Annotated in this window: 20 protein-coding genes; 4 read left to right on the top strand and 16 right to left on the bottom strand. The window is 71.8% G+C overall.

Features of this window, described 5'->3' with window-relative positions:
- Positions 1–63: 63 nt before the first annotated feature.
- From AC2CHG_RS02330 to AC2CHG_RS02275, 12 genes are all read right to left on the bottom strand, one after another.
- A complete protein-coding gene (locus AC2CHG_RS02330) occupies positions 64–1,275 on the bottom strand; it encodes an RCC1 domain-containing protein (protein ID WP_484524065.1) in 1,212 nt (403 codons plus the stop codon).
- Positions 1,276–1,439: 164 nt separating this feature from the next.
- A complete protein-coding gene (locus AC2CHG_RS02325) occupies positions 1,440–2,078 on the bottom strand; it encodes an acVLRF1 family peptidyl-tRNA hydrolase (RefSeq protein ID WP_484524064.1) in 639 nt (212 codons plus the stop codon).
- 84 nt (positions 2,079–2,162) lie between these two features.
- The gene (locus AC2CHG_RS02320; protein ID WP_484524063.1) at positions 2,163–5,867 is read right to left on the bottom strand and encodes a reprolysin-like metallopeptidase; all 3,705 of its coding nucleotides are present in this window, start codon (positions 5,865–5,867) and stop codon (positions 2,163–2,165) included.
- 351 nt (positions 5,868–6,218) lie between these two features.
- The gene (locus AC2CHG_RS02315; RefSeq protein ID WP_484524062.1) at positions 6,219–6,872 is read right to left on the bottom strand and encodes a LysE family transporter; all 654 of its coding nucleotides are present in this window, start codon (positions 6,870–6,872) and stop codon (positions 6,219–6,221) included.
- 679 nt (positions 6,873–7,551) lie between these two features.
- Positions 7,552–8,004, bottom strand: coding sequence for a metal-sulfur cluster assembly factor (locus tag AC2CHG_RS02310; RefSeq protein ID WP_410054933.1), 453 nt, complete (start codon positions 8,002–8,004; stop codon positions 7,552–7,554).
- A 76-nt stretch (positions 8,005–8,080) separates the two neighbouring features.
- A complete protein-coding gene (gene sufU / locus AC2CHG_RS02305; protein ID WP_135241163.1) occupies positions 8,081–8,554 on the bottom strand; it encodes a Fe-S cluster assembly sulfur transfer protein SufU in 474 nt (157 codons plus the stop codon).
- The gene (locus AC2CHG_RS02300; RefSeq protein WP_484524061.1) at positions 8,554–9,858 is read right to left on the bottom strand and encodes a cysteine desulfurase; all 1,305 of its coding nucleotides are present in this window, start codon (positions 9,856–9,858) and stop codon (positions 8,554–8,556) included. Before AC2CHG_RS02300 ends, sufU begins: the two co-directional genes overlap by 1 nt.
- Positions 9,859–9,866: 8 nt before the next feature.
- Positions 9,867–10,640: a Fe-S cluster assembly ATPase SufC gene (sufC, locus tag AC2CHG_RS02295; protein WP_013287444.1), complete on the bottom strand. Its 774-nt coding sequence runs from the start codon at positions 10,638–10,640 to the stop codon at positions 9,867–9,869.
- Positions 10,640–10,984 (bottom strand): non-heme iron oxygenase ferredoxin subunit, encoded by a 345-nt coding sequence (locus tag AC2CHG_RS02290; protein ID WP_013475890.1) that lies wholly within the window; start codon positions 10,982–10,984, stop codon positions 10,640–10,642. Before AC2CHG_RS02290 ends, sufC begins: the two co-directional genes overlap by 1 nt.
- Positions 10,984–12,126: a Fe-S cluster assembly protein SufD gene (gene sufD, locus AC2CHG_RS02285; protein ID WP_484524060.1), complete on the bottom strand. Its 1,143-nt coding sequence runs from the start codon at positions 12,124–12,126 to the stop codon at positions 10,984–10,986. The genes AC2CHG_RS02290 and sufD overlap by 1 nt, the downstream gene beginning before the upstream one ends.
- Before the next feature lie 55 nt (positions 12,127–12,181).
- Positions 12,182–13,612, bottom strand: coding sequence for a Fe-S cluster assembly protein SufB (gene sufB, locus AC2CHG_RS02280; RefSeq protein ID WP_355512699.1), 1,431 nt, complete (start codon positions 13,610–13,612; stop codon positions 12,182–12,184).
- Entirely contained in the window at positions 13,609–14,385 is a 777-nt protein-coding gene (locus AC2CHG_RS02275) for a helix-turn-helix transcriptional regulator (protein ID WP_366622056.1), read from the bottom strand. Before AC2CHG_RS02275 ends, sufB begins: the two co-directional genes overlap by 4 nt.
- Before the next feature lie 98 nt (positions 14,386–14,483).
- Here AC2CHG_RS02275 and AC2CHG_RS02270 point away from each other — a divergent pair, with 98 nt between their 5' ends.
- Positions 14,484–15,446 (top strand): COX15/CtaA family protein, encoded by a 963-nt coding sequence (locus tag AC2CHG_RS02270; RefSeq protein WP_366622058.1) that lies wholly within the window; start codon positions 14,484–14,486, stop codon positions 15,444–15,446.
- Positions 15,447–15,519: 73 nt separating this feature from the next.
- Entirely contained in the window at positions 15,520–17,187 is a 1,668-nt protein-coding gene (locus AC2CHG_RS02265) for a right-handed parallel beta-helix repeat-containing protein (protein ID WP_484524059.1), read from the top strand.
- 24 nt (positions 17,188–17,211) lie between these two features.
- Here AC2CHG_RS02265 and AC2CHG_RS02260 read toward each other — a convergent pair whose 3' ends face one another.
- Positions 17,212–17,928 carry a CPBP family intramembrane glutamic endopeptidase gene (locus AC2CHG_RS02260; protein ID WP_484524058.1) on the bottom strand — a complete coding sequence of 239 codons (717 nt, stop codon included), beginning with the start codon at positions 17,926–17,928 and terminating at the stop codon, positions 17,212–17,214.
- A 62-nt stretch (positions 17,929–17,990) separates the two neighbouring features.
- On the opposite strand from AC2CHG_RS02260, the gene AC2CHG_RS02255 reads away from it, so the two are divergent.
- Entirely contained in the window at positions 17,991–18,584 is a 594-nt protein-coding gene (locus AC2CHG_RS02255) for a TetR/AcrR family transcriptional regulator (RefSeq protein ID WP_355512709.1), read from the top strand.
- A gap of 28 nt (positions 18,585–18,612) precedes the next feature.
- Here the strand turns inward: AC2CHG_RS02255 and AC2CHG_RS02250 are convergent, their stop codons facing one another.
- From AC2CHG_RS02250 to AC2CHG_RS02240, 3 genes are all read right to left on the bottom strand, one after another.
- Positions 18,613–19,527 carry an ATP-grasp domain-containing protein gene (locus AC2CHG_RS02250; RefSeq protein WP_262014419.1) on the bottom strand — a complete coding sequence of 305 codons (915 nt, stop codon included), beginning with the start codon at positions 19,525–19,527 and terminating at the stop codon, positions 18,613–18,615.
- Positions 19,528–19,537: 10 nt separating this feature from the next.
- Positions 19,538–19,870 (bottom strand): hypothetical protein, encoded by a 333-nt coding sequence (locus tag AC2CHG_RS02245; protein WP_013287454.1) that lies wholly within the window; start codon positions 19,868–19,870, stop codon positions 19,538–19,540.
- Positions 19,871–20,089: 219 nt separating this feature from the next.
- Positions 20,090–21,049, bottom strand: a complete 960-nt coding sequence (locus AC2CHG_RS02240) for a heme o synthase (RefSeq protein WP_484524057.1) — start codon at positions 21,047–21,049, stop codon at positions 20,090–20,092.
- Positions 21,050–21,312: 263 nt separating this feature from the next.
- Between AC2CHG_RS02240 and tkt the strand changes: the two genes are divergently transcribed.
- Entirely contained in the window at positions 21,313–23,451 is a 2,139-nt protein-coding gene (tkt, locus tag AC2CHG_RS02235) for a transketolase (protein WP_262014421.1), read from the top strand.
- The last annotated feature ends 2 nt before the right edge of the window (positions 23,452–23,453 follow it).

Below are 23,453 nucleotides of genomic sequence, written 5' to 3'. Positions count from 1 at the left end.
GCGTATCGGCCCCGCACCGCCGCCAGACCGGCGGTGCGGGGCCGATGTCGTGTCCGGGGCCGGTCAGGCCGGCAGGGTCACCTGACCCGGCGTGGACCGGTTGACTGTGGTGCCGTCGCCCAGCTGACCACCGCTGTTGTCACCCCAGCACCACAGACCGCCGTCGGTACGGATGCCGCAGCCGTGGTCGGTGACCGCGAGGCCGCCGGTCCAGGTGGTGGCCGTACCGGCCTGGACGGGCGCGGACCGGTGGGTGGTGCTGCCGTCGCCCACCTGCCCGGCCGAGTTCTTGCCCCAGCACCACAGGCTGCCGTCGGTACGCGACGCGCAGGACGTGTCGCTGCTGGCGGCGATCCGGTTCCACGTGGTGGCGGTGCCGATCTGCACCGGCGCGGTCCGGTACGTGCCGCTCACGCCGAGCTGCCCGTACCCGTTCTCACCCCAGCACCACAGCGCGCCGGAGCGGACCCCACAGGTGTGCGCGTACCCGGCCGCGACGCCGGTCCACCCGGTCGCGGTGCCGACCTGCGCGGGCGCGGTCTGGGGCGCCAGGTTGCCGAGCCCGAGCTGGCCGTCCGAGCTGGACCCCCAGCACCAGAGCGTGCCGCCGGTCCGGATCCCGCAGGTGTGCCCGTAGCCGGTCGAGACGCTCACCCAGTCGGTGGCCGTGCCGACCTGCAGCGGGGTGTTCGCGACGTACGGCGAGGCGCCGACGCCCAACTGGGTGGTCCGGTTGAAGCCCCAGCACCAGAGCGTGCCGTCGGTGCGGATCGCGCAGGTGTGCTGGGGGCCGGCGTCGACCCGGGCCCAGGTGGTCGCGGTGCCGACCTGCACCGGGGTGCTGCGGCTGGTGGTGCTCCCGTCGCCGAGCTGGCCCCGGAAGTTCGAGCCCCAGCACCACAGCGTCCCGTCGGTGCGGACCGCGCAGGTGTGCCCGGTGCCGGCGTCGGCGTTCGTCCAGGTGGCGGTGCCGACCCGCGTCGGGGCGCTGCGGTTCGTGGTGGTCCCGTCGCCGAGCTGACCGCCGTAGTTCGAGCCCCAGCACCACAGCCCCCCGTCGGTGCTGATCGCGCACGTGTGCGCGCCGCCCGCGGTGACGCTGCTGACGGTGGGCGCGGCGAGCGCGGCGCGCTGCACCGGGCCCGCGCTCGCCGTACCGGCCGTGAGCGCGGTGGTGAGCACGAGGGTTCCGGCGCTCATCGCCGCCGCCGCGACGAGGAGCCTCGTCGCACGGCGCCACCGGGCCCGCAGCCGGCCGTCCTGATATCCGCTCATGAAGTTGTTCTCTCCCAACGATGTCGGCGCGTGATGGCGGAGGCGAAGCGGGCCCTGCGGGTCGCCCGGAGACCCGCCGCTTCGTGACACGACCTTATGCATCGAGCCGGTTCGATGCATCATCGAGGAGCGGGATTGCGCCGTCTTGAGGTGATCTTTCCTGTTCAGCGGACCAGGATGTGGACCGCACGGGCTGCGGCGACGGCGGCCACCAGCACCGCGTGCCGGGGTTCCGGCACGTCGAGCAGTCGCGGCGCGCGCAGAGCCGCGAGCGGGGCCAGCCGCCGGTCGGCCAGCACGGTGTCCACCGCGCGCCGGTCGCCGCCGCACACCAGCGCCGCCAGCGTGCCCGCCTCCGGCAACAGCAGGCGTACGGCCAGCTCGGCCGCGTCGCCCAAGGCGGCCTTCGCCTGGTTGTCGCGCCGCCTGGCGAACCGCTGCTGGGACCAGCCGCCCGCCGCGGTACGCCCCTGCACGTACCGGGTGTCCACCTTGGAGACCACCAGGTCGGTGCCGTCGGCGACACCGACCGCCACGGCGCCCTTGCGGGCCAGCAGCAGACCGAGCCGTCGGGCCGCCGCGGCGGAGGCGACGAATCCGGGTACGTCCGCCGACGCGCTCGCGCCGGGCGGGGTGTGCAACTCGGCGGTGGCGCCGTCCGAGGCGGCGAGCAGGAGCCCGTACTCCTGGACGGTCGTCGTCGGCGGGCCGTGCCGGTCGGTGAAACCCTCGACCCAGCGGGCGACGCGGCCGGGGTCGACCTCGACCCACCGGCCGCCCCCGGCGGCGGGTCGGCTGCTCATGGCCCGACGGTACGCCATCGACGGGCCGGGAAACGCAACGCGGGAGGACACCGTGACCGGTGCCCTCCCGCGCCTACCCGTGGATCAGTGGACGGTGAGGTTGCCGCCCTTCAGCTTGACCTCGGCGGTCGCGCCGCCCGTCCAGTCGGACGAGAACAGCAGCGAGCCGCTGTTCCAGAGCGTGAGCCCGACGGTGTCGTTCCTTCCGGGGGCGCCCCGGTCGGTCACCGTCACGGCCAGGGTCAGGCCGGAGGCCACCAGCTTGCCCTTGTTGTCGTACAGGGCGGCCTGGTAGCGCACCCGGGCGGCCTTGCCCGCCGAGGTGACGCCGAGCGCGTCGACGGTGTCGGCCCTGATCGTGTACGACTTCCCGCCGGAGCGGAACTCGACCTCGGCCTTACCAGTGGCGGGCTTGTTCGCCTTGCCCGGCTTCGCGTTCAGCTCCACCTCGACCGTGGAGTTCACGTCGGCCGGGTAGGTCCCCGCCGAACGGGTGGCGGTGAACTCGCCGCCGCCGGTGAGGAACCCGCCGTCGGAGACGGCGACAGTCACCTGGGCGGTGGTGCTGCCCGTGTAGTTGCCGCCGACGGTCGCGGTGACGGTGTGCGTGCCCTTCGGCAGGGTGGCCGTGCACGCCGCGGACGCGGTGGTGGTGGCCGTGCCGAGCAGGCCGAGCACACCGGTGCACAGCGTCACGCCGTCCTTGGTGAAGGTGACGGTGGCGGTACGGATGTCACCGGCTGTGGTGTCCGTGGCGCCGGGCAGCACCGAGCCGTCCCGGACCACGGCCCGCAGCAGGGCCTGGCCGGACGCGCCGCCTGTCGCGGTGTTGACGAGCGTGTCACCGGCCCAGCTGACCGCCGCGTCCTCGGCGGCGACGGTGACGGTGAACGAGGTGCTGCCGGTCAGCCCGGAGCCGTCGGACACGGTCACGGTGACCGGGTACTCACCCGGGGCCGCCGTGGTGGTGCCGGCGACCGTCCAGGTACGCGTACCCGGGCGGGCGTCCGTCGCCGAGGTGCTCGTGACGGCCAGGGACAGGCCGGCAGGCAGCCCGGTGGCGGCAGCGGTCAGGTCCGCGCCCGTGGTGTCGCCGTCGGTGGCGGTCACAGTGACAGCGGGCGAGAGCGCGTCGCTGTACTGGACGCGCACGCCGCCGTCCGGGGCGGTGCTGGTGACGGCCGGCGCGGACCGGATGGTGAAGTCGGCGTCGTTGACGTCGAAGAAGACGTTGCCGACCGCCTCGATCTTGATCCGGGCCTTCCCGGTCGCCACGTTCGGCAGCGTCACCGTCGCGGTGCCGATGTTCGCGGTCTGCTCGGCCAGCACGTACGGGAAGGTCAGCCCGCCGTCGGCGGACAGCGAGATCTTCACCTGGGCGGCGTTCACCGGCGCCACGTCGGTGCCCGCGACGTCCCACGTCACGGTCTGGGTCGAGCCGCCGTCCAGAACCGCGGCGGTGTCCTGCGAGGTCACCAGGAACGGACCCGCGTCCGGCGCGAGCACCACGGCGACGTCGGCGCTGCCGATGCCGCCGCCACCCAGCCGCCCGTCCCGGGCGGTGAGCTTGAAGTGCAGGGTCCGGTCACCCGCGATGCCGACCCAGTCGCGGGTGGGCAGGAACTCGGAGTAGCAGTCGACCAGCTCGGCCGGCACGTTCGAGGCGCCACCGGTGGCCGGTGGCGCCGGGGGCGCCGGGCAGGTGCCGGTGGCGGCGTTGGTGTTGCCGGCCAGGATCTGCCGCAGGTCCGGGAACACCCGGGTCGAGTCGGTGGTGACCGCGTTCAGACCCGGCGAGTAGTACTTCAGCGTGTCGGTCGGCGACACGATCGCCGCCTCGCCGAACACCCGGAACAGCGGGCCGTTGACCTTCGTGTTGTTCGTCAGCGCGGTGCCGGTCGTGGCACCCCTGTCGTTCTGCTCCCACAGGTACGTGACCATGTCGCCGTCGGCGTCGGTGGCGTTGCCGGTCAGCGCGAACGGCGTACGCACCGGGATGGTGACGGTGTCCGGCACGGTGACCACCGGGGCGTGGTTGGTGGTCTCCTCGACCAGCCAGCCGCCGTTGTCGATGGCGCCGCCCTTCGCCGTCTCACCGACGAAGCCGGAGGCACCGGCGGCGTTCGTCAGCTCCAGCGACGCCACGTTCGTGGTCGCCAGCGTGCCACCGAAGGTCACCTGGAAGCCGTTGTCGTTGAGCGTGCCGCTGCCACCGAACGCGGCCACCGTGACGGTCGCGCCGGCCGGCCAGCCGGCGATGCCCTCGACGGCGGCCTTGATGCCGGCGGTGGTGTAGTTGACGCCCCGCACGATCGGCGCCGAGTCGGCGCCCGCGTAGCTGACGGTGAAAGAGTCACCGTCGGCGTCGAACCCGTACAGCGAGACGTTCTGCACCTCGTTGATCGCCGGACGGTTCGAGGTGACGTAGTTGGTGATCTCGGTGTAGCTGCGGTGCGACCAGTACGGGTCGCTGTGCGGCTGGAGGTTGTCCTGCTGGCAGATGCCCGCGTACGCCATGATCGACGAACCGCTGCCCGGCTCGTACGAGTTGGCCGCGCTGCGGTTGCCGCCCGAGCAGTTGTACTGCGTGCCGTTGAAGGTGTGGTTGCCGGCGAACTGGTGACCCATCTCGTGCGAGACGTAGTCGACCGCGTAGAAGTCGCCGACCGGCGTCGGCAGGCCGGTGCAGCCCTGCGCCTTGCCGTTGCCGCCGATCACACCGAGGCTGGCCACGCCGCCGCCGTTGACGCCCAGGCCGATGTGGCCCACGTCGTAGTTGCTCGCGCCGACCAGCTGGCCGAGCACGATCCGGTTCCGGCTGAGCGTGCCGCCGCCGCAGGAGGTGAGCTGCGCCGGCGTGAAGCAGGCCGCCGCGCCGCACGGGCCGTTCGGCTCGGTGGCCAGGGCCGGCGTGTTCAGGTTCGTCTTGTCGGTATCGTTGATCAGGACGAGCCGGATCGCGGTCTCGTCCTCGTAGATCTGGGTGACCCGGTTCATCAGCGTCACCTTCGCGGCGGTGACGTTCTCCGCGCCGAAGTAGGTGGCGTACGACGGGTCGGTCACCAGCGCCACCCGGTAGGTGCGCAGCTTCACCAGCGGCCCGGCCGGGACGTCTGCCTCGGCGATCTCCTCGGCCAGCGCGTGCGCCTCCTGCGTGACGTCCGCACGCTCGACGAACTCGCCCTCCGGGTGCTCCAGGTCGCGGGCGAAGTAGCTCGCGTACAGGCTCTGGTCGCGCTGGTAGTACGGGTCGATGTACCAGTTGCCCTTGGCCGACCGGACCGAGGCGTGGAACCCGAGCGGGGTGAGGTCCGCCCGGATGGTCGCCGCCGGGTCGTCAAGGCCCTTGCCGGCGTACGTGGTGATCTCCGGGTGCTTCGCGGCCAGGCCAGCCTCCATGACCGGCGAGTCGACCAGTTCGAAGCGCTGGAACGTGCCGTCCGGAGCGGGAAGCGACACCACCTGCTTCGCCACCCGTGCCACCGCCACGCGCTTCTCGGCCGGCGCCTTGTCCAGCAGGCCCTGCATGGTGCCGCGGTCCAGCTTGTACGCGGCCAGCCGCTTGGCCTTGATCGCGGCCTTGCGGCCCCCCTTGGTGGCGGCCGGCGTGCCGTCCACCTTCTGCCACGGTCCGTGGACGCCGGGAACGGCGGAGGCGGGCGCGGGCGCCGCGAGAACGGGAAGCGTCGCCGCGGCCAGCGCGGCGACGAGGAGGGCAGCGGTCCGTCCACGCCGAGGCGGTCCGGCGGGTTGCCGGTCGCGCGGCGGGCGCCCGAGGGTGATCCTCAAGTCTTCTCCCTGGTCGGTCGGGTGTGGACTGGCGCACGACCGGCGGGGATGACCGGACGTACGTGAACGGTCCACGGATTGTTCCGTGACCCTAGGACCACTCGCGAGCTCGAACATCACCCGCAAAGACGATGTGGTTCTACCTGGACGGTGATCCGGGTCGTCCCGCCTACGGGATCCGCGCTTCGCACAGCGGAGACGGCCGACCTGACGGCCGAGCACACCTGTGGTCGGACACCGGACCGGGATTGGATCTTTCCGCCGCCCCGGGCTGCCGGTTCGGCCGATCCCCCGGTAACGGATCATGAACGGCCCGGTAATCGGCCCGACATGCCGGGCCGTCCCCTTCGGTCAGACGCCGAACAGAGTAGCGACCGCGAGGGCCGCGATGATGACGCTGGACAGCAGCGCGGTGACCCGCCGCCCCCGAGGGCCGGTGAGGGCCCGGCCGATCAGCGAGCCGCCCCCGGCGATCAGCACCTGCCAGCTCGCCGAGGCGAGGAACACCCCGAGGGTGAAGGCGGCAGCGGCCGGCGGGCCGGAGCCGAGCACGTCGCCACGGCCGAGGACGAGCGCCACGAAGTAGACCACAGTGGCCGGGTTGAGCAGGGTCAGCGCGAGAACCGCGGCGAACGCCCGAACCGGCGTGTCCATGCCTCCCCGCGCACTCGGCTCCTGCGTCGTGGCCGACGGGCTCGGCGGGTGCGTTGTGGCCGGTGGGCGCAGCGCGCGTCGGGCGGTGAGGCCGGCGAGAGCCAGCAGCACCCCCGCGGCGACCAGCCGCAGCGGACCCGCGACCGGCGCGAGCCCGCTCGCCACCGCGGCCCCGCCGAGCACCGCCACGGCAGCGTAGAGCCCGTCGGCGGTGGCCACGCCGAGCGCCGCAGCCGCACCGACCCGGAACGAGGTACGGGCGCTGAGTCCGAGAATGAGGATCGCGATCGCGCCGACCGGAATGGCGACGCCGTAGCCGGCGACCAGGCCGGCCAGGAACGCCCCGGTCACGACGACGGGTGATGGGTCGAGGCGGCCGAGGGCAGGGTGCGCTGTCGACGCGCGGCAGTGGCCGCACGGACAGGAACCTGCTTCGGGTACGCCTCGATCACCGGCTCATCCTGCGCCCCACTCCCCCACCCCGCGACCGCTTTTCCCGCGTGCCCGCACGCGCACCCCGCGGCTGGGCTGGGCTGGGCTGGGCTGGGCTGGAGATCTTGGTACGAATCTGCCTCCTCGGGGGCGATCTCGTACCAAGATCTCGCCGTTCCCGGCCCCGCGGCCGATGGCAGTGCCGTCAGCCCACCTTGATCGGCACCACTACGCCGATGTAGCGGCATCAAAGCGACTCCGACCACACCACTTCGGCGAAGTGGTGTCGATCAAGCCGAACAGGCGGACAGTTTCCCACAACTAGGGAGCCGGATCCCGGCATGAGGGAAGCGAGGAGGTCACGGAAGGAACGGCCGCCCAAGGGGCGTTCTCGTACCAAGATCTCGCCGGTCCCGGTCCCGCCGCCGATGGCAGTGCCGTCAGCCCACCTTGATCGACACCACTACGCCGATGTAGCGGCATCAGACCCCTCCAACCACAACACTTCGGCGTAACGGTGTCGATCAAGCCCGCAGACACGACGGGCGCGGCACCCCCTGGTAGGGGTGCCGCGCCCGTGGCCGGACCGGGAGAACGGTCAGACGTTGAAGCCGAGCGAGCGGAGCTGGTCGCGCCCCTCGTCGGTGATCTTGTCGGGGCCCCACGGCGGCAGCCACACCCAGTTGATCCGGATGTCGTTCACCAGGCCGCCGCCGGGCCCGGTGGTCAGCGCCTGCCGCGCCTGGTCCTCGATCACGTCGGTCAGCGGGCAGGCCGCCGAGGTCAGCGTCATGTCCAGGGTGGCGACGTTCTCGTCGTCGACGTGGACGCCGTACACCAGGCCGAGGTCGACCACGTTGATGCCCAGCTCGGGGTCGACGACGTCCTTCATCGCCTCCTCGATGTCACCGATCGCGGCCTTGCCGCCGGCCGGCGCCGCCGCACCCGCGGCAGTGCCGCCGGCGACAGCCCCATTGACGGCCGCGCCACCGGCGACGGTGCCGTCGGTCGCCACCGCGCCGGTCTCCGAGGTCATGTTCTCGTCGCTCATGCCGCCCCCTCGCTTCGCTCGGCGCCGGCATGAGACACCTTCGCGCTGCTTCGATGATTCGCTCGCTGCCGCTCGCTCATGCCTTCACCTCCGGGCTCACGCCCACCCCGGCGCGTGCCGCGGCGTCCTTGAACGCCATCCACGACAACAGCGCGCACTTCACCCGGGCCGGGTAGCGCGCGACACCCGCGAACGCTACCCCGTCTCCGAGCACGTCCTCGTCCGGCGTGACCTGGCCCCGCCCGGACATCAACTCCACGAACGCCTCATGCACCACAGCGGCGTCGCTCGCGGCCTTGCCGCGCAGCAGCTCGTGCAGGATGCTCGCCGACGCCTGGCTGATCGAGCAGCCCATCCCGTCGTACGAGATGTCGGTGAACACGCTGCCGTCGGTCGCCACCCGCACGGTGATCTCGTCGCCGCAGGTCGGGTTGACGTGGTGCGCCTCGCCGACCCGGACAGCCGGGTCCGTCGCGTCCCGCAGGCCACGGCCGTGCGGGTGCTTGTAGTGGTCCAAAATGATCTCTTGGTAGAGAGATTCAAGTTGCATCAGTCGAACACCTTCCGCACCCGCTCCAGACCCGCCACCAGGGCGTCGATCTCCGCAGTGGTGGTGTAGAGGTAGAACGACGCCCGCGTCATGGCCGGCACCCCGAAGCGGGTGCACACCGGCTTGGCGCAGTGGTGGCCCACCCGCACCTGCACGCCGAGCGAGTCGAGCACCTGCCCGACGTCGTGCGGGTGCACGTCACCGAGCGCGAACGAGATCGTCCCGCCCCGGCCCACCGGCACCGTCGGCCCGAAGATCCGCAGCTCCGGCACGGTGGCGAGGGCGTCGAGCGCGTACGCCGTCAGCTCCTTCTCGTGCCACTGAACAGCCGGCATGCCGATCGCGGTGAGGTAGTCCACCGCCGCGCCGAGCGCCACCGCCTCGGCGATCGGCGGGGTGCCCGCCTCGAACCGGGCCGGCGGCGCGGCGAACGTCGAGCCCGCCATCGTCACCGTCTCGATCATCGAGCCGCCACCCATCACCGGGGGCATCGCGGCGAGCAGCTCGCCCCGGCCCCACAGCACGCCGATCCCGGTCGGGCCGCACATCTTGTGCCCGGTGAAGACGATGAAGTCGACGTCGTAGTCGACCACGTCCATCGGCAGGTGCGGCACCGACTGCGAGCAGTCGAGCAGCAGCAGCGCGCCGACCTCACGGACCCGCGAGGTGATCCGCGAGGTGGCGTTTACGGTGCCGAGGATGTTCGACATGTGCACCAGCGAGACGATCTTCGTCCGCTCGGTGACCAGGTCGTCCAGGCCGGACTCGTCGAGCCGGCCCTGGTCGGTGACCGGGAACCAGCGCAGCGTCGCGCCGGTGCGCTCCGCGAGAAGCTGCCACGGGACGATGTTCGAGTGGTGCTCCATCTCGGAGATCACGATCTCGTCGCCGGGGCCCAGCCGGAACCGGGGGTCGCCGTCCGCGCGCAGCGAGGCGTTGGAGAACGCGTACGCCACGATGTTGATCGCCTCGGTGGAGTTCTTGGTGAACACCACCTCGTCCACGCTCGGCGCGTTGATGAACGCGGCGATCTTCGCCCGCGCGCCCTCGTACGCCTCGGTGGCCTCGGTGCCCAGCGTGTGCACCGAGCGCGACACGTTGGCGTTGTGCAGCGCGTAGTGCTCGGCGAGCACGTCGAGCACCTGCCGCGGCTTGTGCGAGGTGTTCGCGCTGTCCAGGTAGACGAGCGGGTGACCGTTGACCTCCCGGTCGAGGATCGGGAAGTCGGCCCGCACCTTCGCCACGTCGAAGCGCGGCACGTCGTCGTACTGCGGCATGCCCGCCGGGATGGCCATCGAGGTCATGTCGAGTCTCAGGCCCGCGCCGCGCCGGCCCCGGCGACGTACCGCTCGTAGCCCTCTTCCTCGAGCTTGTCGGCCAGCTCGCGACCGCCCTGCTCGACGATCCGGCCGGCCACGAAGACGTGCACGAAGTCGGGCTTGATGTAGCGCAGGATGCGCGTGTAGTGGGTGATCAGCAGCAGGCCGGTGTCACCGGTGTCGCGCACCCGGTTCACGCCCTCGCTGACCACGCGCAGCGCGTCGACGTCCAGGCCGGAGTCGGTCTCGTCGAGGATGGCCATCTTCGGCTTGAGCAGCTCCAGCTGCACGATCTCGTGCCGCTTCTTCTCACCGCCGGAGAAGCCCTCGTTGACGTTGCGCTGGGCGAACGCCGGGTCCATCTGGAGCTTCTCCATGGCGCCGCGCAGCTCGCCGGCCCAGGTGCGCAGCTTCGGCGCCTCGCCGTCGATGGCGGTCTTGGCGGTACGCAGGAAGTTGGCCACCGACACGCCGGGGACCTCGACCGGGTACTGCATGGCCAGGAAGAGGCCGGCGCGGGCGCGCTCGTCGACGGACATGGACAGCACGTCCTCGCCGTCGAGGGTCACCTCGCCGCCGGTGATCTCGTACTTCGGGTGACCGGCGATCGAGTACGCCAGCGTGGACTTGCCGGAGCCGTTCGGGCCCATGATGGCGTGCGTCTCGCCGGAGCGCACGGTCAGGTCGACCCCGTGCAGGATCGGCTTGAGCTCACCCTCGGGCAGCTTGACCGACACCTTCAGGTCGCGGATCTCCAGGGTGCTCATCAGCGGGTCACTCCATTGCTCGGCAGCGGACGGCCGTCGCCGTCCACGGAAAGGTAGATGTCACCGTCGCGGACTTCGACGGGATAGACGGGTACGGGTTCGGTCGCGGGCAGCCCGGTGGGCTCACCGGTACGCAGGTCGAAACGGGATCCGTGCAGCCAGCATTCCAGCGTGCAGCCCTCGACCTCGCCCTCGGACAGCGCCACGGCGGCGTGCGAGCACTCGTCGTGCACCGCGTAGAACACGTCGTCCTCGCCGTGCACGATCGCGACCTGCACGCCGTCCACGTCGGCGCTGATCGCGGTGCCCTTCGGCACGTCCTCGGTGGAGCAGATCTTGAGCATCAGGCGCCGGCCTTCGCCAGCCGGGCCTCGATGGCGTCGCCCAGGCGCTCGCGCAGGTCCTCGACCGGGATCTTGTTGATCAGCTCGGCGAAGAAGCCGCGCACCACCAGGCGCCGCGCCTCGGCCTCCGGGATGCCCCGGGCCATCAGGTAGAACAGCTGCTCGTCGTCGAACCGGCCGGTCGCGCTGGCGTGCCCGGCGCCGGCGATCTCGCCGGTCTCGATCTCCAGGTTGGGTACGGAGTCGGCCCGCGCGCCGTCGGTGAGCAGCAGGTTCCGGTTGATCTCGTACGTGTCGGTACCGGTCGCCTCGGCGCGGATCAGCACGTCGCCGACCCAGACCGTGTGCGCGTCGTCGCCCTGCAGCGCGCCCCGGTAGCCGACGTTGCTGCGGCAGTCCGGCACGGTGTGGTCGACCAGCTGCCGGTGCTCCAGGTGCTGGCCGGAGTCGGCGAAGTAGACGCCGTACAGCTCGGCCTCGCCGCCGCGCTGGGCGTACTCCACCGACGTGTACTGCCGGACCAGGTCGCCGCCGAGACTGACCTGCACGTGCACGATCCGGGCGTCGCGGCCCAGCCGCACCTTGAGGTGCTGCGCCTGCACCGCGTCGTCGGCCCAGTCGGCGACCGTGACCAGGGTCAGCTTCGCCCCGTCGCGCACAGTCACCTCGACGTTGTCGGCAAGCGTGGCCGAGCCGACGTGCTCGATCACCACTGTCGCCTCGGCGAACCGGTCCACCTCGACGAACGTGTGACCGAAGGCGAGCGCCTCGGCGTTCTCGCCGACCACCCGCAGGCGCACCGGCCGCTCCACCACCGCGTCGCGGTCGACGCGCACCAGCAGCGCGCCGTCGGCCCCGCCGTACGCGAGCGCGCTGACCCGGTCGAACGGGGTGAGCACGCTGCCCACCCGCGGGTCGTCCCGGCCGATCCGGTCGACGGTGACGCCCTCGGGCAGGTCACCGTACTCGTGCCGGACCGTGCCGGTCGCGCCCTGCGCCGACCCGGTCAGGCCGCGCAGGCGCTTGAGCGGGGTGAAGCGCCACTCCTCCTCCAGGCCGGTCAGGGCCGGGAAGTCGGCGACGTCGTACGAGCGGAGCGCCTGCGACTTGGTCGTGGGCGGCGCGGAAGCCTGGGTAGTCATCTCTTCCTTGGTCTGTTCAGCGACGACGGTGTCAGTGAGGCGAGGGTGGCCGGCGTCAGCCGACCGCGCCCTCCATCTGGAGTTCGATCAGGCGGTTGAGCTCCAGCGCGTACTCCATCGGGAGCTCCTTGGCGATCGGCTCGATGAAGCCGCGCACGATCATCGCCATCGCCTCGTCCTCGCTCAGGCCCCGGCTCATCAGGTAGAAGAGCTGGTCCTCGCTGACCTTGGAGACGGTCGCCTCGTGCCCCATCGACACGTCGTCCTCGCGGATGTCGACGTACGGGTAGGTGTCGGAGCGGGAGATCGTGTCGACCAGGAGCGCGTCGCACTTGACCGTGCTCCTGCTGCTGGTCGAGCCCTCCAGCACCTGCACCAGACCGCGGTACGAGGTGCGGCCGCCGCCCCGGGCGATCGACTTCGACACGATGGTCGAGGAGGTGTGCGGCGCGGCGTGCACCATCTTGGCGCCGGCGTCCTGGTGCTGGCCCTCGCCGGCCATGGCCACCGAGAGCACCTCGCCCTTGGCGTGCTCGCCGGTCATGTAGACCGCCGGGTACTTCATGGTGACCTTGGAGCCGATGTTGCCGTCGACCCACTCCATGGTCGCGCCCTCGTGGCACACGGCGCGCTTGGTGACCAGGTTGTAGACGTTGTTCGACCAGTTCTGGATGGTCGTGTAACGGCACCGGGCGTTCTTCTTGACGATGATCTCCACGACGGCGCTGTGCAGCGAGTCGGAGGAGTAGATGGGCGCGGTGCAACCCTCGACGTAGTGCACGTACGCGCCCTCGTCGACGATGATCAGCGTCCGCTCGAACTGGCCCATGTTCTCCGTGTTGATCCGGAAGTAGGCCTGCAGCGGGATGTCCACGTGCACGCCCTTCGGCACGTAGATGAACGAGCCACCGGACCAGACGGAGGTGTTCAGCGCGGCGAACTTGTTGTCGCCGACCGGAATGACCGTGCCGAAGTACTCCTTGAACAGGTCCTCGTGCTCCTTGAGCGCGGTGTCCGTGTCCAGGAAGACGACACCCTGCTCCTCCAGGTCCTCACGGATCTGGTGGTAGACCACCTCGGACTCGTACTGCGCCGCGACACCGGCGACCAGGCGCTGCTTCTCCGCCTCCGGGATGCCGAGCTTGTCGTAGGTGTTCTTGATGTCCTCGGGCAGGTCCTCCCAGGAGGTGGCCTGCTTCTCGGTGGACCGCACGAAGTACTTGATGTTGTCGAAGTCGATCCCGGTGAGGTCGGCGCCCCAGTTCGGCATCGGCTTGCGGCCGAACAGCCGCAGGCCCTTGAGCCGCAGGTCGAGCATCCAGGCCGGCTCGTTCTTCTTGGCCGAGATGTCCCGCACCACCGCCTCGCTGAGGCCGCGCTGGGCGGACGCCCCGGCGACGTCGGGGTCGGCCCAGCCGTACTCGTACCGGCCGAGGGCCGCGAGCTGCTCCTCCTGGGTCAGGGGCTGGACGATCTGCTCGGTCATCTATCTGTCCTCACAGTGGTGACGGTGGAACCGGACTGGGCGGGAATGTGCGTGGTGCACACGCCGTCGCCGTGCGCGATGGTGGCCAGGCGCTGTACGTGAGTGCCGACCAGACGGGAGATCACTTCGGTCTCGGCCTCGCACAGCTGAGGGAACTCGGCGGCCACGTGCGCCACCGGGCAGTGGTGCTGGCAGAGCTGGCCGCCGGAGGCGATCGTGGACGCGTTTGCAGCGTAACCCTCGGCGGTCAGCGCGCCGGCGAGCGCCTCCGCCCGCGCGAGCGGGGCGTCTCCGGCGTCCTCCATGGCCGACCGGCAGCGGGCCTCCAGCGCGGAGACCTGCTCGGCCGCGAACGCCGCGACCGCCTCGGTGCCGCCGGTGCGGGCGATCCACCGCAGCGCGGCGGTGGCCATGTTGTCGTAGTGGTGGGTGCCGCAGCGGCCGCGGCCCGCCTCGGTGAGCGCGAAGACCTTGGCCGGACGGCCGCGCCCGCGGCTGCCGCGGACGGTCTGGTCGCGGGCGATCACGTCACCGTCGGCGAGCATCGCGTCGAGGTGGCGGCGGATCGCGGCCGGGCTCAGGCCGAGCGCCGAGCCGAGCTGCGCGGCGGTGGTGGGACCACGCTCCAGCAGCAGCTGGGTGACCCGGTCGCGGGTCGACAGGTCGGCCGGAGCGGTCTCCCGCTCGCCGGGCCGTACACCGCGACGTGCGCGCGAACCACCGGCGACCGGACCGGTCACCGGCGTTCGGGAGAGCGCCGCCGCGTTTTTCACAACGCCAACGTTACGTAATTCGCTGGGGGCCCGCAAACCCGGGGTCCGGTGATTCCGACCACCGGGGTGCCGGAGTCACCCGATCGGGATCAACTACGGTGCGTAGGATTCGCTTCGTGAAGCGATCCGTCCGGTTTCCGGTCTCCGCCACGCTGCTGCGCCGCCTCGCGCTCGCCTCGATCATCGCGAACGTCGCGATCGTGGTCACCGGCGGGGCCGTCCGGCTCACCGCCTCCGGCCTCGGCTGCCCCACCTGGCCCAGGTGCACCGACGACTCCTACACCACCACCGCCGAGATGGGCGTGCACGGGGTGATCGAGTTCGGCAACCGGCTGCTCACCTTCGCGGTCGGGATCATCGCGCTCGCCGTGGTGCTGGCCGTGCTGGCGCACCGTCCGCGCCGCCGCGGGACGCTGCCGCTGGCCGTGGGCGTGCTGTTCGGCATCCCCGCCCAGGCGGTCCTCGGTGGCATCACGGTGCTCACCGACCTCAACCCGTGGGTGGTCGGGCTGCACTTCCTCGCCTCGATGGTGGTGATCGCGGCCGCGTACGCGCTCTGGCGGCGCATCAAGGACCCGGACGGGCCGGTGTCCCCGACCGTGCCGGCACCGCTGCGTACGCTCGCCTGGATCACCACGGCGGTGAGCGCGTCGGTGCTGGTGGTCGGCACGTGGGTGACAGGCAGCGGACCGCACGCCGGTGACCACGGCGCGGCCCGCAACGGCCTGGACCCGGCGGCGATCTCCCAGGTGCACGCCGACGGCGTCTTCCTGCTGATCGGCCTCTCGGTGGCGCTGTACTTCGCGTTCCGGGCGGTCGGCGCGGCGCACGCCGCGCGGGCCGCCGCGGTGCTGCTCGCGGTCGAGCTGGGCCAGGGTGTGATCGGCTTCGTCCAGTACTTCACCCACCTGCCCGCCGTGCTGGTCGGCGCGCACATGCTCGGCTCCTGCCTGGTGCTGCTGGCCACGCTCGGCGTGCTCTTCGCGACCCGGGAACGGCTCCCGGCCACCCCGGAGGCCCCGGCCGCGCCCGCCGCGCAACGGGTGGGCGCCGCCGCCTGAGCGCGCGCGTTACCGCGCGGCGGGAGCGGGAAAGCGGCACGGGCCACCGACCGTCGCCCGAGGGGAGCTCCCCGTGTCGCGCAAGAGCCTCGCCACCACCACCCCGCAACGGCTGACCCCGGTCGCCGGCGCGCCGCTGTGGTGCGACGCCCGCGAGTACGGCCTCACCGGCGACGGGGTCACCAACGACCAGCCCGCCCTGGCGGCGCTGGTGGACCGCCTCGGCGCCGGGTACGACGCCGACGGCCGGGCCCGGGTGATCTACTGCCCGCCCGGCCTCTACTCGATCCGCGACGCCGGCACGGTCTGGCGCAGCGGCGTCTCGCTGATCGGCGCCGGACCGGCGGCGACCCGCTTCCTGCTCAGCAACGAGGGCAACCGCAGCGAACCGGTCCCGCTCGCCTTCTGGACCACCGTGCAGCACGGCGCGGACCGGGACCGGCACATCGCCGACTGCTCGTTCGCCGACTTCGAGATCGACGGCTCCGGCGTGGCCCAGACGTCCTACGACTACCTGGCCAAGGGGCTGGGCCTGCAGTACGTGGTGCGCGGAGTGTTCCGCAACCTCTACATCCACCACACCGGGGCGACCGGCCTGGGCTGTGACTTCCTCCAGGACAGCCTGATCGACGGCGTGGTCGTGGTGGGATGCGGCCGGCTGGACAACGGCGACCAGATGGGCGGCGCGGGGATCGGCGTCGGCATCGGCGGCTGGGGCGACGTGGAGCGCCTCACCATCGCCAACTGCACCACCGTCGGCAACGGCACCAACGGCATCTTCCTGGAGCTGCAGAAGGACTACTGGACCCCGCCGCGCGGCATCCGGATCGTCGGCTGCCACAGCCAGGCCAACCGGTTCGGCATCTCCGACTGGGGCGCGGACGGGCTGATCGTCTCCGCCTGCACCATGACCAACAACCTGGAGGCCGGCTTCGACGTGTCGGGCAACGGCACCGCCGGGGTCGCCGGGCGCGGCGGCCTGGTCACCGGCTGCGTGATCGACTACAACGTCGGCGACGGCATCAGCATGGGCAACACCCCTGGCCCGTACGCGGTCCAGGCCAACCGGATCAGCCGCAACGGCGGTTTCGGCTACCACGAGCACGACCTGGGCCACGGTTACCGGGGCGCGGCGGCCGACGTGGTGATCCAGGACAACGACATCCGGGAGAACGCGCTGGACGGCATCCGGATCGACCGGCCGATGCTGGACACGTCGATCGTCGGGAACCGGATCCGGGACAACGGCCGCCGCTCCGCCCCGGCCTGCTCCGGCTCCGGCGAGGCGGTGCGGTACGGCCCGCGCGAGGTCACCGACGGCAACGCCGGCTGGCCGGCCGGCGGACACCGGGGCAAGGTGGTGCGGGTCGGCTCCCGCGACGCGGTGGTGTCCGACAACAGCGCCGACCGGCTCTCCCTGGCCGAGGTGCGCCCGGACGGCTCCACCGGCTGGAGCGCCGCCACGCCGGGGCCCGGCACGGCGTACGAACTGCCGGACTCGCCACCGGCGTGCGGCGGCATCACGATCGCCGCGCCGTTCGACTCGGCCACCGTGCGCGGCAACCGGATCTGGCACCGGGACGCCGACACCCAGGCGTACGGCATCTGGGTCACCGAGGCGGGCAGCTGTGTCTCGTGCGCGTTCGAGGACAACGACCTGGCCGGCACCGAGGCCGCGCTGCGGCTGGACACGCCGCCGATCGGCGGCCGCTGGGCACGTAACCACAGCGACCGCGACTGAGCGCCCTGTCGCCGTCTCCGGCGGTCAGGCGGACGCCTCGGCGGCGAACGCCAGCGCGACGAGCGTCCCGTTGCTGACGGCGTGGGCGAGGATCGGCACCCAGAGGTTGCGGTGCCGGTGCAGCAGCCAGGCGAACAGCAGCCCGGCGAAGAGCGCGCTGACGGTGTTGAACACCCGGGGCAGGTGCACGACGGCGAAGAAGGCCGCCGACAGCACCACGGCGGCCACCGCGGGCAGCCGCGCGGCCAGCCCCTGGTAGAAGACACCCCGGTAGAGGATCTCCTCGTAGAGCGGGGAGACGACGGCGCCGAAGGCGAACGCGAAGGCGAACTGCGCGAGCAGGCTTCCGGCGGGGTAGCCGCCCTCACCGCCGCCACCCTCGACGAGCGCCGCGGGCAGCGCCACCACGAGCACGAGGGTGAGTGCGGCCTTGGCCAGGCCCCAGCCGACCGCGGCACCCACCTGGCGGCGCGCGGGACGGACGAGCAGCAGCGGCCTGGCGATCTCGCCGAAGCGGTGGCGCACCACCGCGAGGCCGACGGCGAGCTGGGTGCCGTTGATCAGGGCCCAGGCGATGGTGGACGCCGCCGTCTCCGGCATGCCCAGCCGCTCCGGTCCCCGGGCAAGCAGGTCCGCGACCGCCGAGTTGGCCAGGCCGACACCGACGGCGAGCACGAGCGCCATGTCGAGGTAGCTGAACCGGCGGGTGTCGCGTGCGGGGTCGGTGAGGGGTGCGGTCATGCCGGGCAACGTTAGGCGGCCGACCTATATCGGTCAAATGACCGATCATCTATGATCACCTCGTGCCCAAGGTTGTGGACCACGAGGAGCGGCGGCGTCATCTCGGCGCGGCGGCGTGCGTCGTACTGGCGCGCGCGGGGTCGGCCGGGATGACGGTGCGCGCCGTCGCCGCCGAGGCCGGCATGCCGCTGGCGACCGCGCAGCACTACCTGCCGACCCGGGAACTGATGGTCCGGGCGGCCATGGACCACCTGGCCGGGCGCGTGGTGGCACGGGCCCGGACGATCCCTGCCGACCCGGTCACTCCGGAGGTGATCCGACAGGCGGTACGGCAACTCGTCCCGCTGGACGCCGAACGCGCCTTCGAGGCCCGCGTCTGGCTGGTCCTCACCGCCGAGGCGCTCGTCGACGAGCAGGTCGCGGCGATCCTGGCGGAGAGCGAGGCGCAGATGCGGGCCAACGTCGAGCGGCTGCTCACGCTCGGCCGGGCCACCGGCGGCATCGCCGGGCACGTGGACGCGCGGGCCGAGGCCGCCGCGCTGGCGACGCTGCTGGACGGCGTCACGGTACGGATCCTGACCACCGGACTGGACCCGGCGGACGCAGGCGCCGAGATCGACGCCCACCTGGCCCGGCTCGCACCGGCCGGCGCTTAGCCAGCCGGGCTCCCCCGGCCCATCCGGGTCAGTGGCGGGCCAGGTGGGTGAGCACCGCGTCGGCGAGCCGGTCCGGGGCGCCGTCGGCGTACCCGACGAACAGGCTCGGCTCGGTCAGCTCCAGCTCGACCAGCACGGGCGCGCCGTCCGGGCCGGGGATCAGGTCGACGCGGGCGTAGAGCAGGCGGTCCGGGCCGCCGGGCACCACCGCGAGCACCTTCTCGGCCACCGCGCGCTGCTCCGCCGTGGCGACGCGGGCGTCGATCCGCTCCTCCTTGTAGAGCGCGGCCTCGCCCAGGTCCGGCCCGGTCAGCATCGGACCCTTGCGGATCGCGTGGCTGAACGCCAGGCCGCCGGGCCCGGCCAGGAACAGCAGCGCGGTCTCCCCGGCGGTGTCCACCGCGTCGAGGTACGGCTGGACCATGGTGACCCGCCCGGCGTCGGAGAGCCGCCGCACGTGGGCCGGCGCCAGCTCGCGATGCTCCGGGTCGGTCAGGTCGTAGCGGCCGGTGTCCTGGCTGCCGGCGCTGACCGCCGGCTTGATCACGTACTCACCGCCCGCCGGTGGCGTCCACTCCCGCCCGGGCTCGACCCACTCGGTCGGCACGGTGGGCACTCCGGCTGCGGCCAGCTCGGACAGGTAGCGCTTGTCGGTGTTCCAGGCGACCACGTCGGCCGGGTTGACCAGGGCCGGCACGGTACGCGCCCAGGCCACGAACTCGTCCCGCCGCAGGGCGTAGTCCCACGGGGAGCGGAGCACGACCAGGTCGTACCCGGACCAGTCGACTGCCGGGTCGTCCCAGACGGCGATCTCGGCGGTGACGCCGCGGGCGGCGAGCGGGCCGAGCGCGAGCCGGTCGTCCGGGTCGAGGTCGGGCAGTTCGGCGCAGGTGACGAAAGCGACCCGGGGTCTCCCCCGGGCCGACTGGTGGTGGTTGGTCATTCGTTATATGTCAACGGGCCATCGTGCGCCGGGCCATCGACCGCCACAGGTCGTTGCTCGGACGCATCTGGTCCATCAGTTCACGCTCCCAGGCGTTCTCGACGTCGACCCCGGCCTTGGCGCAGGCCTGCCGCGCGACGTCCGTGCCGTCGGCGAACTGGTCCGCCCATACCCCGTCGGAACCCACGAGGACGATCCGTGCGCCGCGCTTGCCGACGTACTCGATGACCGCCTTCGCGCCGCCGTGTCCGGCGGCGAACGACTTGATGCCCGCGACCAGGCCGTTGGGGGCCTGCTCGGCGGTCTTGTCAGCCGTCAGCGTCGTATCGGAACCATCTGCCATGACGCGAAGCCTAAGCAGAGTTCCACCCGGATGTGCGAGAACCATGAACTGAATGTGATGCCAATTACCCATCGGTTTAAGAAGAACCACAGGTAATTCGCCCGCACATGTCGCTTATATCTGGGCGAAACGGACGGGCGGGATCGTCACAATCTGTCCGGGTTGAACACGTCCGGGGAAGAGCGAAAAAAATTTCTGATGAACCGCCGGACGGGCGGGTCAGAGCAGCGCGTCGAGCGCGACCGCCGCGAAGAGGATCGTGAGGTACGTGGTGGACCAGTGGAACAGACGCATCGGCTTGACCGCCTCGCCGCGCGTCGCGCGCCGGCACAGCTTGTGCGCCTCGACGAGGAAGATCCCGCCGACCACGAGCGCGGCCACCCCGTAGATCGGGCTCATCCCGAGCGGCCACACCGCCAGCGAGGAGAGCACAGTCAGCCAGGAGAAGCCGATGATCTCCGCGTTCACCCGCCGGACCGAGGCCACCACCGGCAGCATCGGCACCCCGGCCCGGGCGTAGTCGGCCTTGTACTTGATGGCCAGCGCGTAGAAGTGCGGCATCTGCCAGAAGAAGACCACAGCGAACAGGCCCCACGCGGCCGGCGCCAGCGTGCCGGTGACAGCGGCCCAGCCGATCAGCACCGGCGCGGCACCGCAGATGCCGCCCCAGAACGTGTTGGCGGCCGTGGTCCGCTTCAGCCACAGCGTGTAGACCAGGTCGTAGTAGGCGATCGCGGCCAGCGTCAGCACCGTCGCCAGCCAGTTCGTCGCCGCCGCCATCAGCGCCACCGACACGGCCGCCAGCACCAGGCCGAAGATCAGCGCGTTGCGCGGCGACACGGTGTGCGCGGGCAGCGGGCGGCGCTTGGTGCGCCGCATGAGCTGGTCGATGTCGCGGTCGATGTAGCAGTTGATGACGCTCGCCGCGCCGGCCGCGAGCGACCCGCCGACCAGCACCACGGCGACCAGCCACAGCGACGGCATCCCGCCGTGGGCCAGCATCATCGCCGGCACGGTGGTGACCAGCAGCAGCTCGACGATCCGCGGCTTGGTCAGCGTCACGTACGCCGCCACCACGGCGCGTACGTCCCGCCGGCCGCTCGCCGGCGCCTCCGCCACCGCGCCCACCGGCGACTGCCCGGCAGGGTTGCTGACGGGGCGCTCGGTGATCATGCTCACGGATTGCCACCTTCCGGCATCGGCGGGGGAGGTCGTTCGGCCCGGACCGCTGCGGGTCCACACACCGCCCCACACACTACGCGGCGTCGTTTTCGCTGCCCCGTGGACCCGGCAACGGTGCGAGCCGTCACACCTGGGGTTGAACGACCGGACGGCCGCGATCCGTACAGAACAGCATGCTGAGATCCCCGGGCGGACGTTTAGCACCGCTCGATAGGGTCATCAGTGAGGGTTCCGCCCATCTGCCGAGGAGCACAACCATCGTGGCTGCCAACCGACCCGAGCTTCCCGCTCTCAACTGGTCCGACCTCGACCGCAGGGCCGTCGACACGGTCCGCGTGCTGGCCATGGACGCCGTGGAGAAATCCGGCAACGGCCACCCGGGGACGGCGATGAGCCTCGCCCCGGTGGCGTACCTGCTCTTCAACCGGGTCATGCGGCACAACCCCGCCGACCCGAACTGGGCCGGACGCGACCGGTTCGTGCTGTCGGCCGGGCACTCCAGCCTGACGCTCTACATCCAGCTCTTCCTCTCCGGCTACCCGCTGGCGCTGGACGACCTCAAGGCGCTGCGCCAGTGGGGCTCACTCACCCCGGGCCACCCGGAGCACGGCCACACCCCGGGCGTGGAGACCACCACCGGTCCGCTCGGCCAGGGCCTCGGCAACGCGGTCGGCATGGCGATGGCGGCCCGCCGCGAGCGCGGCCTGTTCGACCCCGAGCCGGACCGCGCCGACTCGCCGTTCCGGCACGACATCTGGTGCATCGCCTCCGACGGTGACATCGAGGAGGGCATCACCCACGAGGCCAGCGCGCTCGCCGGTCACCAGCAGCTCGGCAACCTCTGCGTGATCTACGACGACAACGAGATCTCGATCGAGGACGACACCCGCATCGCCAAGAGCGAGGACGTTGCGGCCCGCTACGAGGCGTACGGCTGGCACGTGCAGACCGTCGACTGGCGCCGCGGCGACGCCGACCAGGGCGACTACCACGAGGACGTGGAGGCGCTGTACCAGGCGCTGCTGGCCGCCAAGGCGGAGACCGGCCGGCCGTCGTTCATCGCGCTGCGCACGATCATCGGCTGGCCCGCGCCGAACAAGAAGAACACCGGCAAGATCCACGGCTCGGCGCTCGGCGCGGACGAGGTCAAGGCCACCAAGGAGATCCTCGGCTTCGACCCGCAGCGCACCTTCGAGGTCGACGAGGAGGTGCTCAAGCACGCCCGTCAGGTGCTGGAGCGCGGCGCGCAGGAGCAGGCCGAGTGGACCACCGGCTTCGACGCCTGGGCGCAAGCCAACCCGGAGCGCAAGGCGCTGTGGGACCGGATGGCCACCCGTACGCTGCCGACCGGCTGGACCGACGCGCTGCCGACCTTCCCGGCGGACGCCAAGGGCGTCGCCACCCGGGCCGCCTCCGGCAAGATCCTGGAGGCCCTGGCGCCGGTGCTGCCGGAGCTGTGGGGCGGCTCGGCCGACCTGGCCGAGAGCAACAACACCACGATGAAGGGCGAGCCGTCGTTCGTCCCGGCCGCGCACGCCACCAAGGACTTCCCGGGCGACGAGTACGGCCGCACGCTGCACTTCGGCATCCGCGAGCACGCCATGGGCTCGATCCTCAACGGCATCGCCCTGCACGGCGGCACCCGCCCGTACGGCGGCACGTTCCTGGTGTTCAGCGACTACATGCGCCCGGCGGTACGGCTGGCCGCGCTGATGAAGCTGCCGGTGACGTACGTCTGGACGCACGACTCGATCGGCCTCGGCGAGGACGGCCCGACGCACCAGCCGATCGAGCACCTGACCGCGCTGCGGGCCATCCCCGGCCTGGACGTGGTCCGCCCGGCCGACGCCAACGAGACGGTCTGGGCGTGGCGGCAGGCGCTGGAGCACACCGACCGGCCGACCGCGCTGGCGCTCAGCCGCCAGGCGCTTCCGACGTTCGACCGCACCGACCTGGCCGGCGCCGAGGGCGTCGCCAAGGGCGGTTACGTGCTGGCCGAGGCGTCGAACGGCAAGCCGCAGGTGATCCTCGTCGGCACCGGCTCGGAGGTGCAGCTCTGCCTCACCGCGCGGGAGCGGCTGGAGGCCGACGGCACCCCCACCCGGGTCGTCTCCATGCCCTGCCAGGAGTGGTTCTTCGCCCAGGACGAGGCGTACCGGGAGTCGGTGCTGCCTCGCGGGGTAAAGGCACGGGTGAGCGTGGAGGCGGGCATCGCGATGTCGTGGCGCGCGATCGTCGGCGACAGCGGCGAGTGCGTGAGCATCGAGCACTACGGCGCCAGCGCGCCGCACACCGTGCTCTTCGAGCAGTTCGGGTTCACCCCCGACCGGATCGTGGCCGCCGCGCACGCGGCGCTGACCCGGGTGGGCGACATCACCGGTTTCACGACCGGCAACTGAGG

The sequence above is a fragment of the Micromonospora sp. ATLC20 genome (assembly GCF_057196585.1).
Note: the sequence above shows the minus strand (reverse complement) of the source record. Positions and strands in the feature narration are given on the sequence as shown.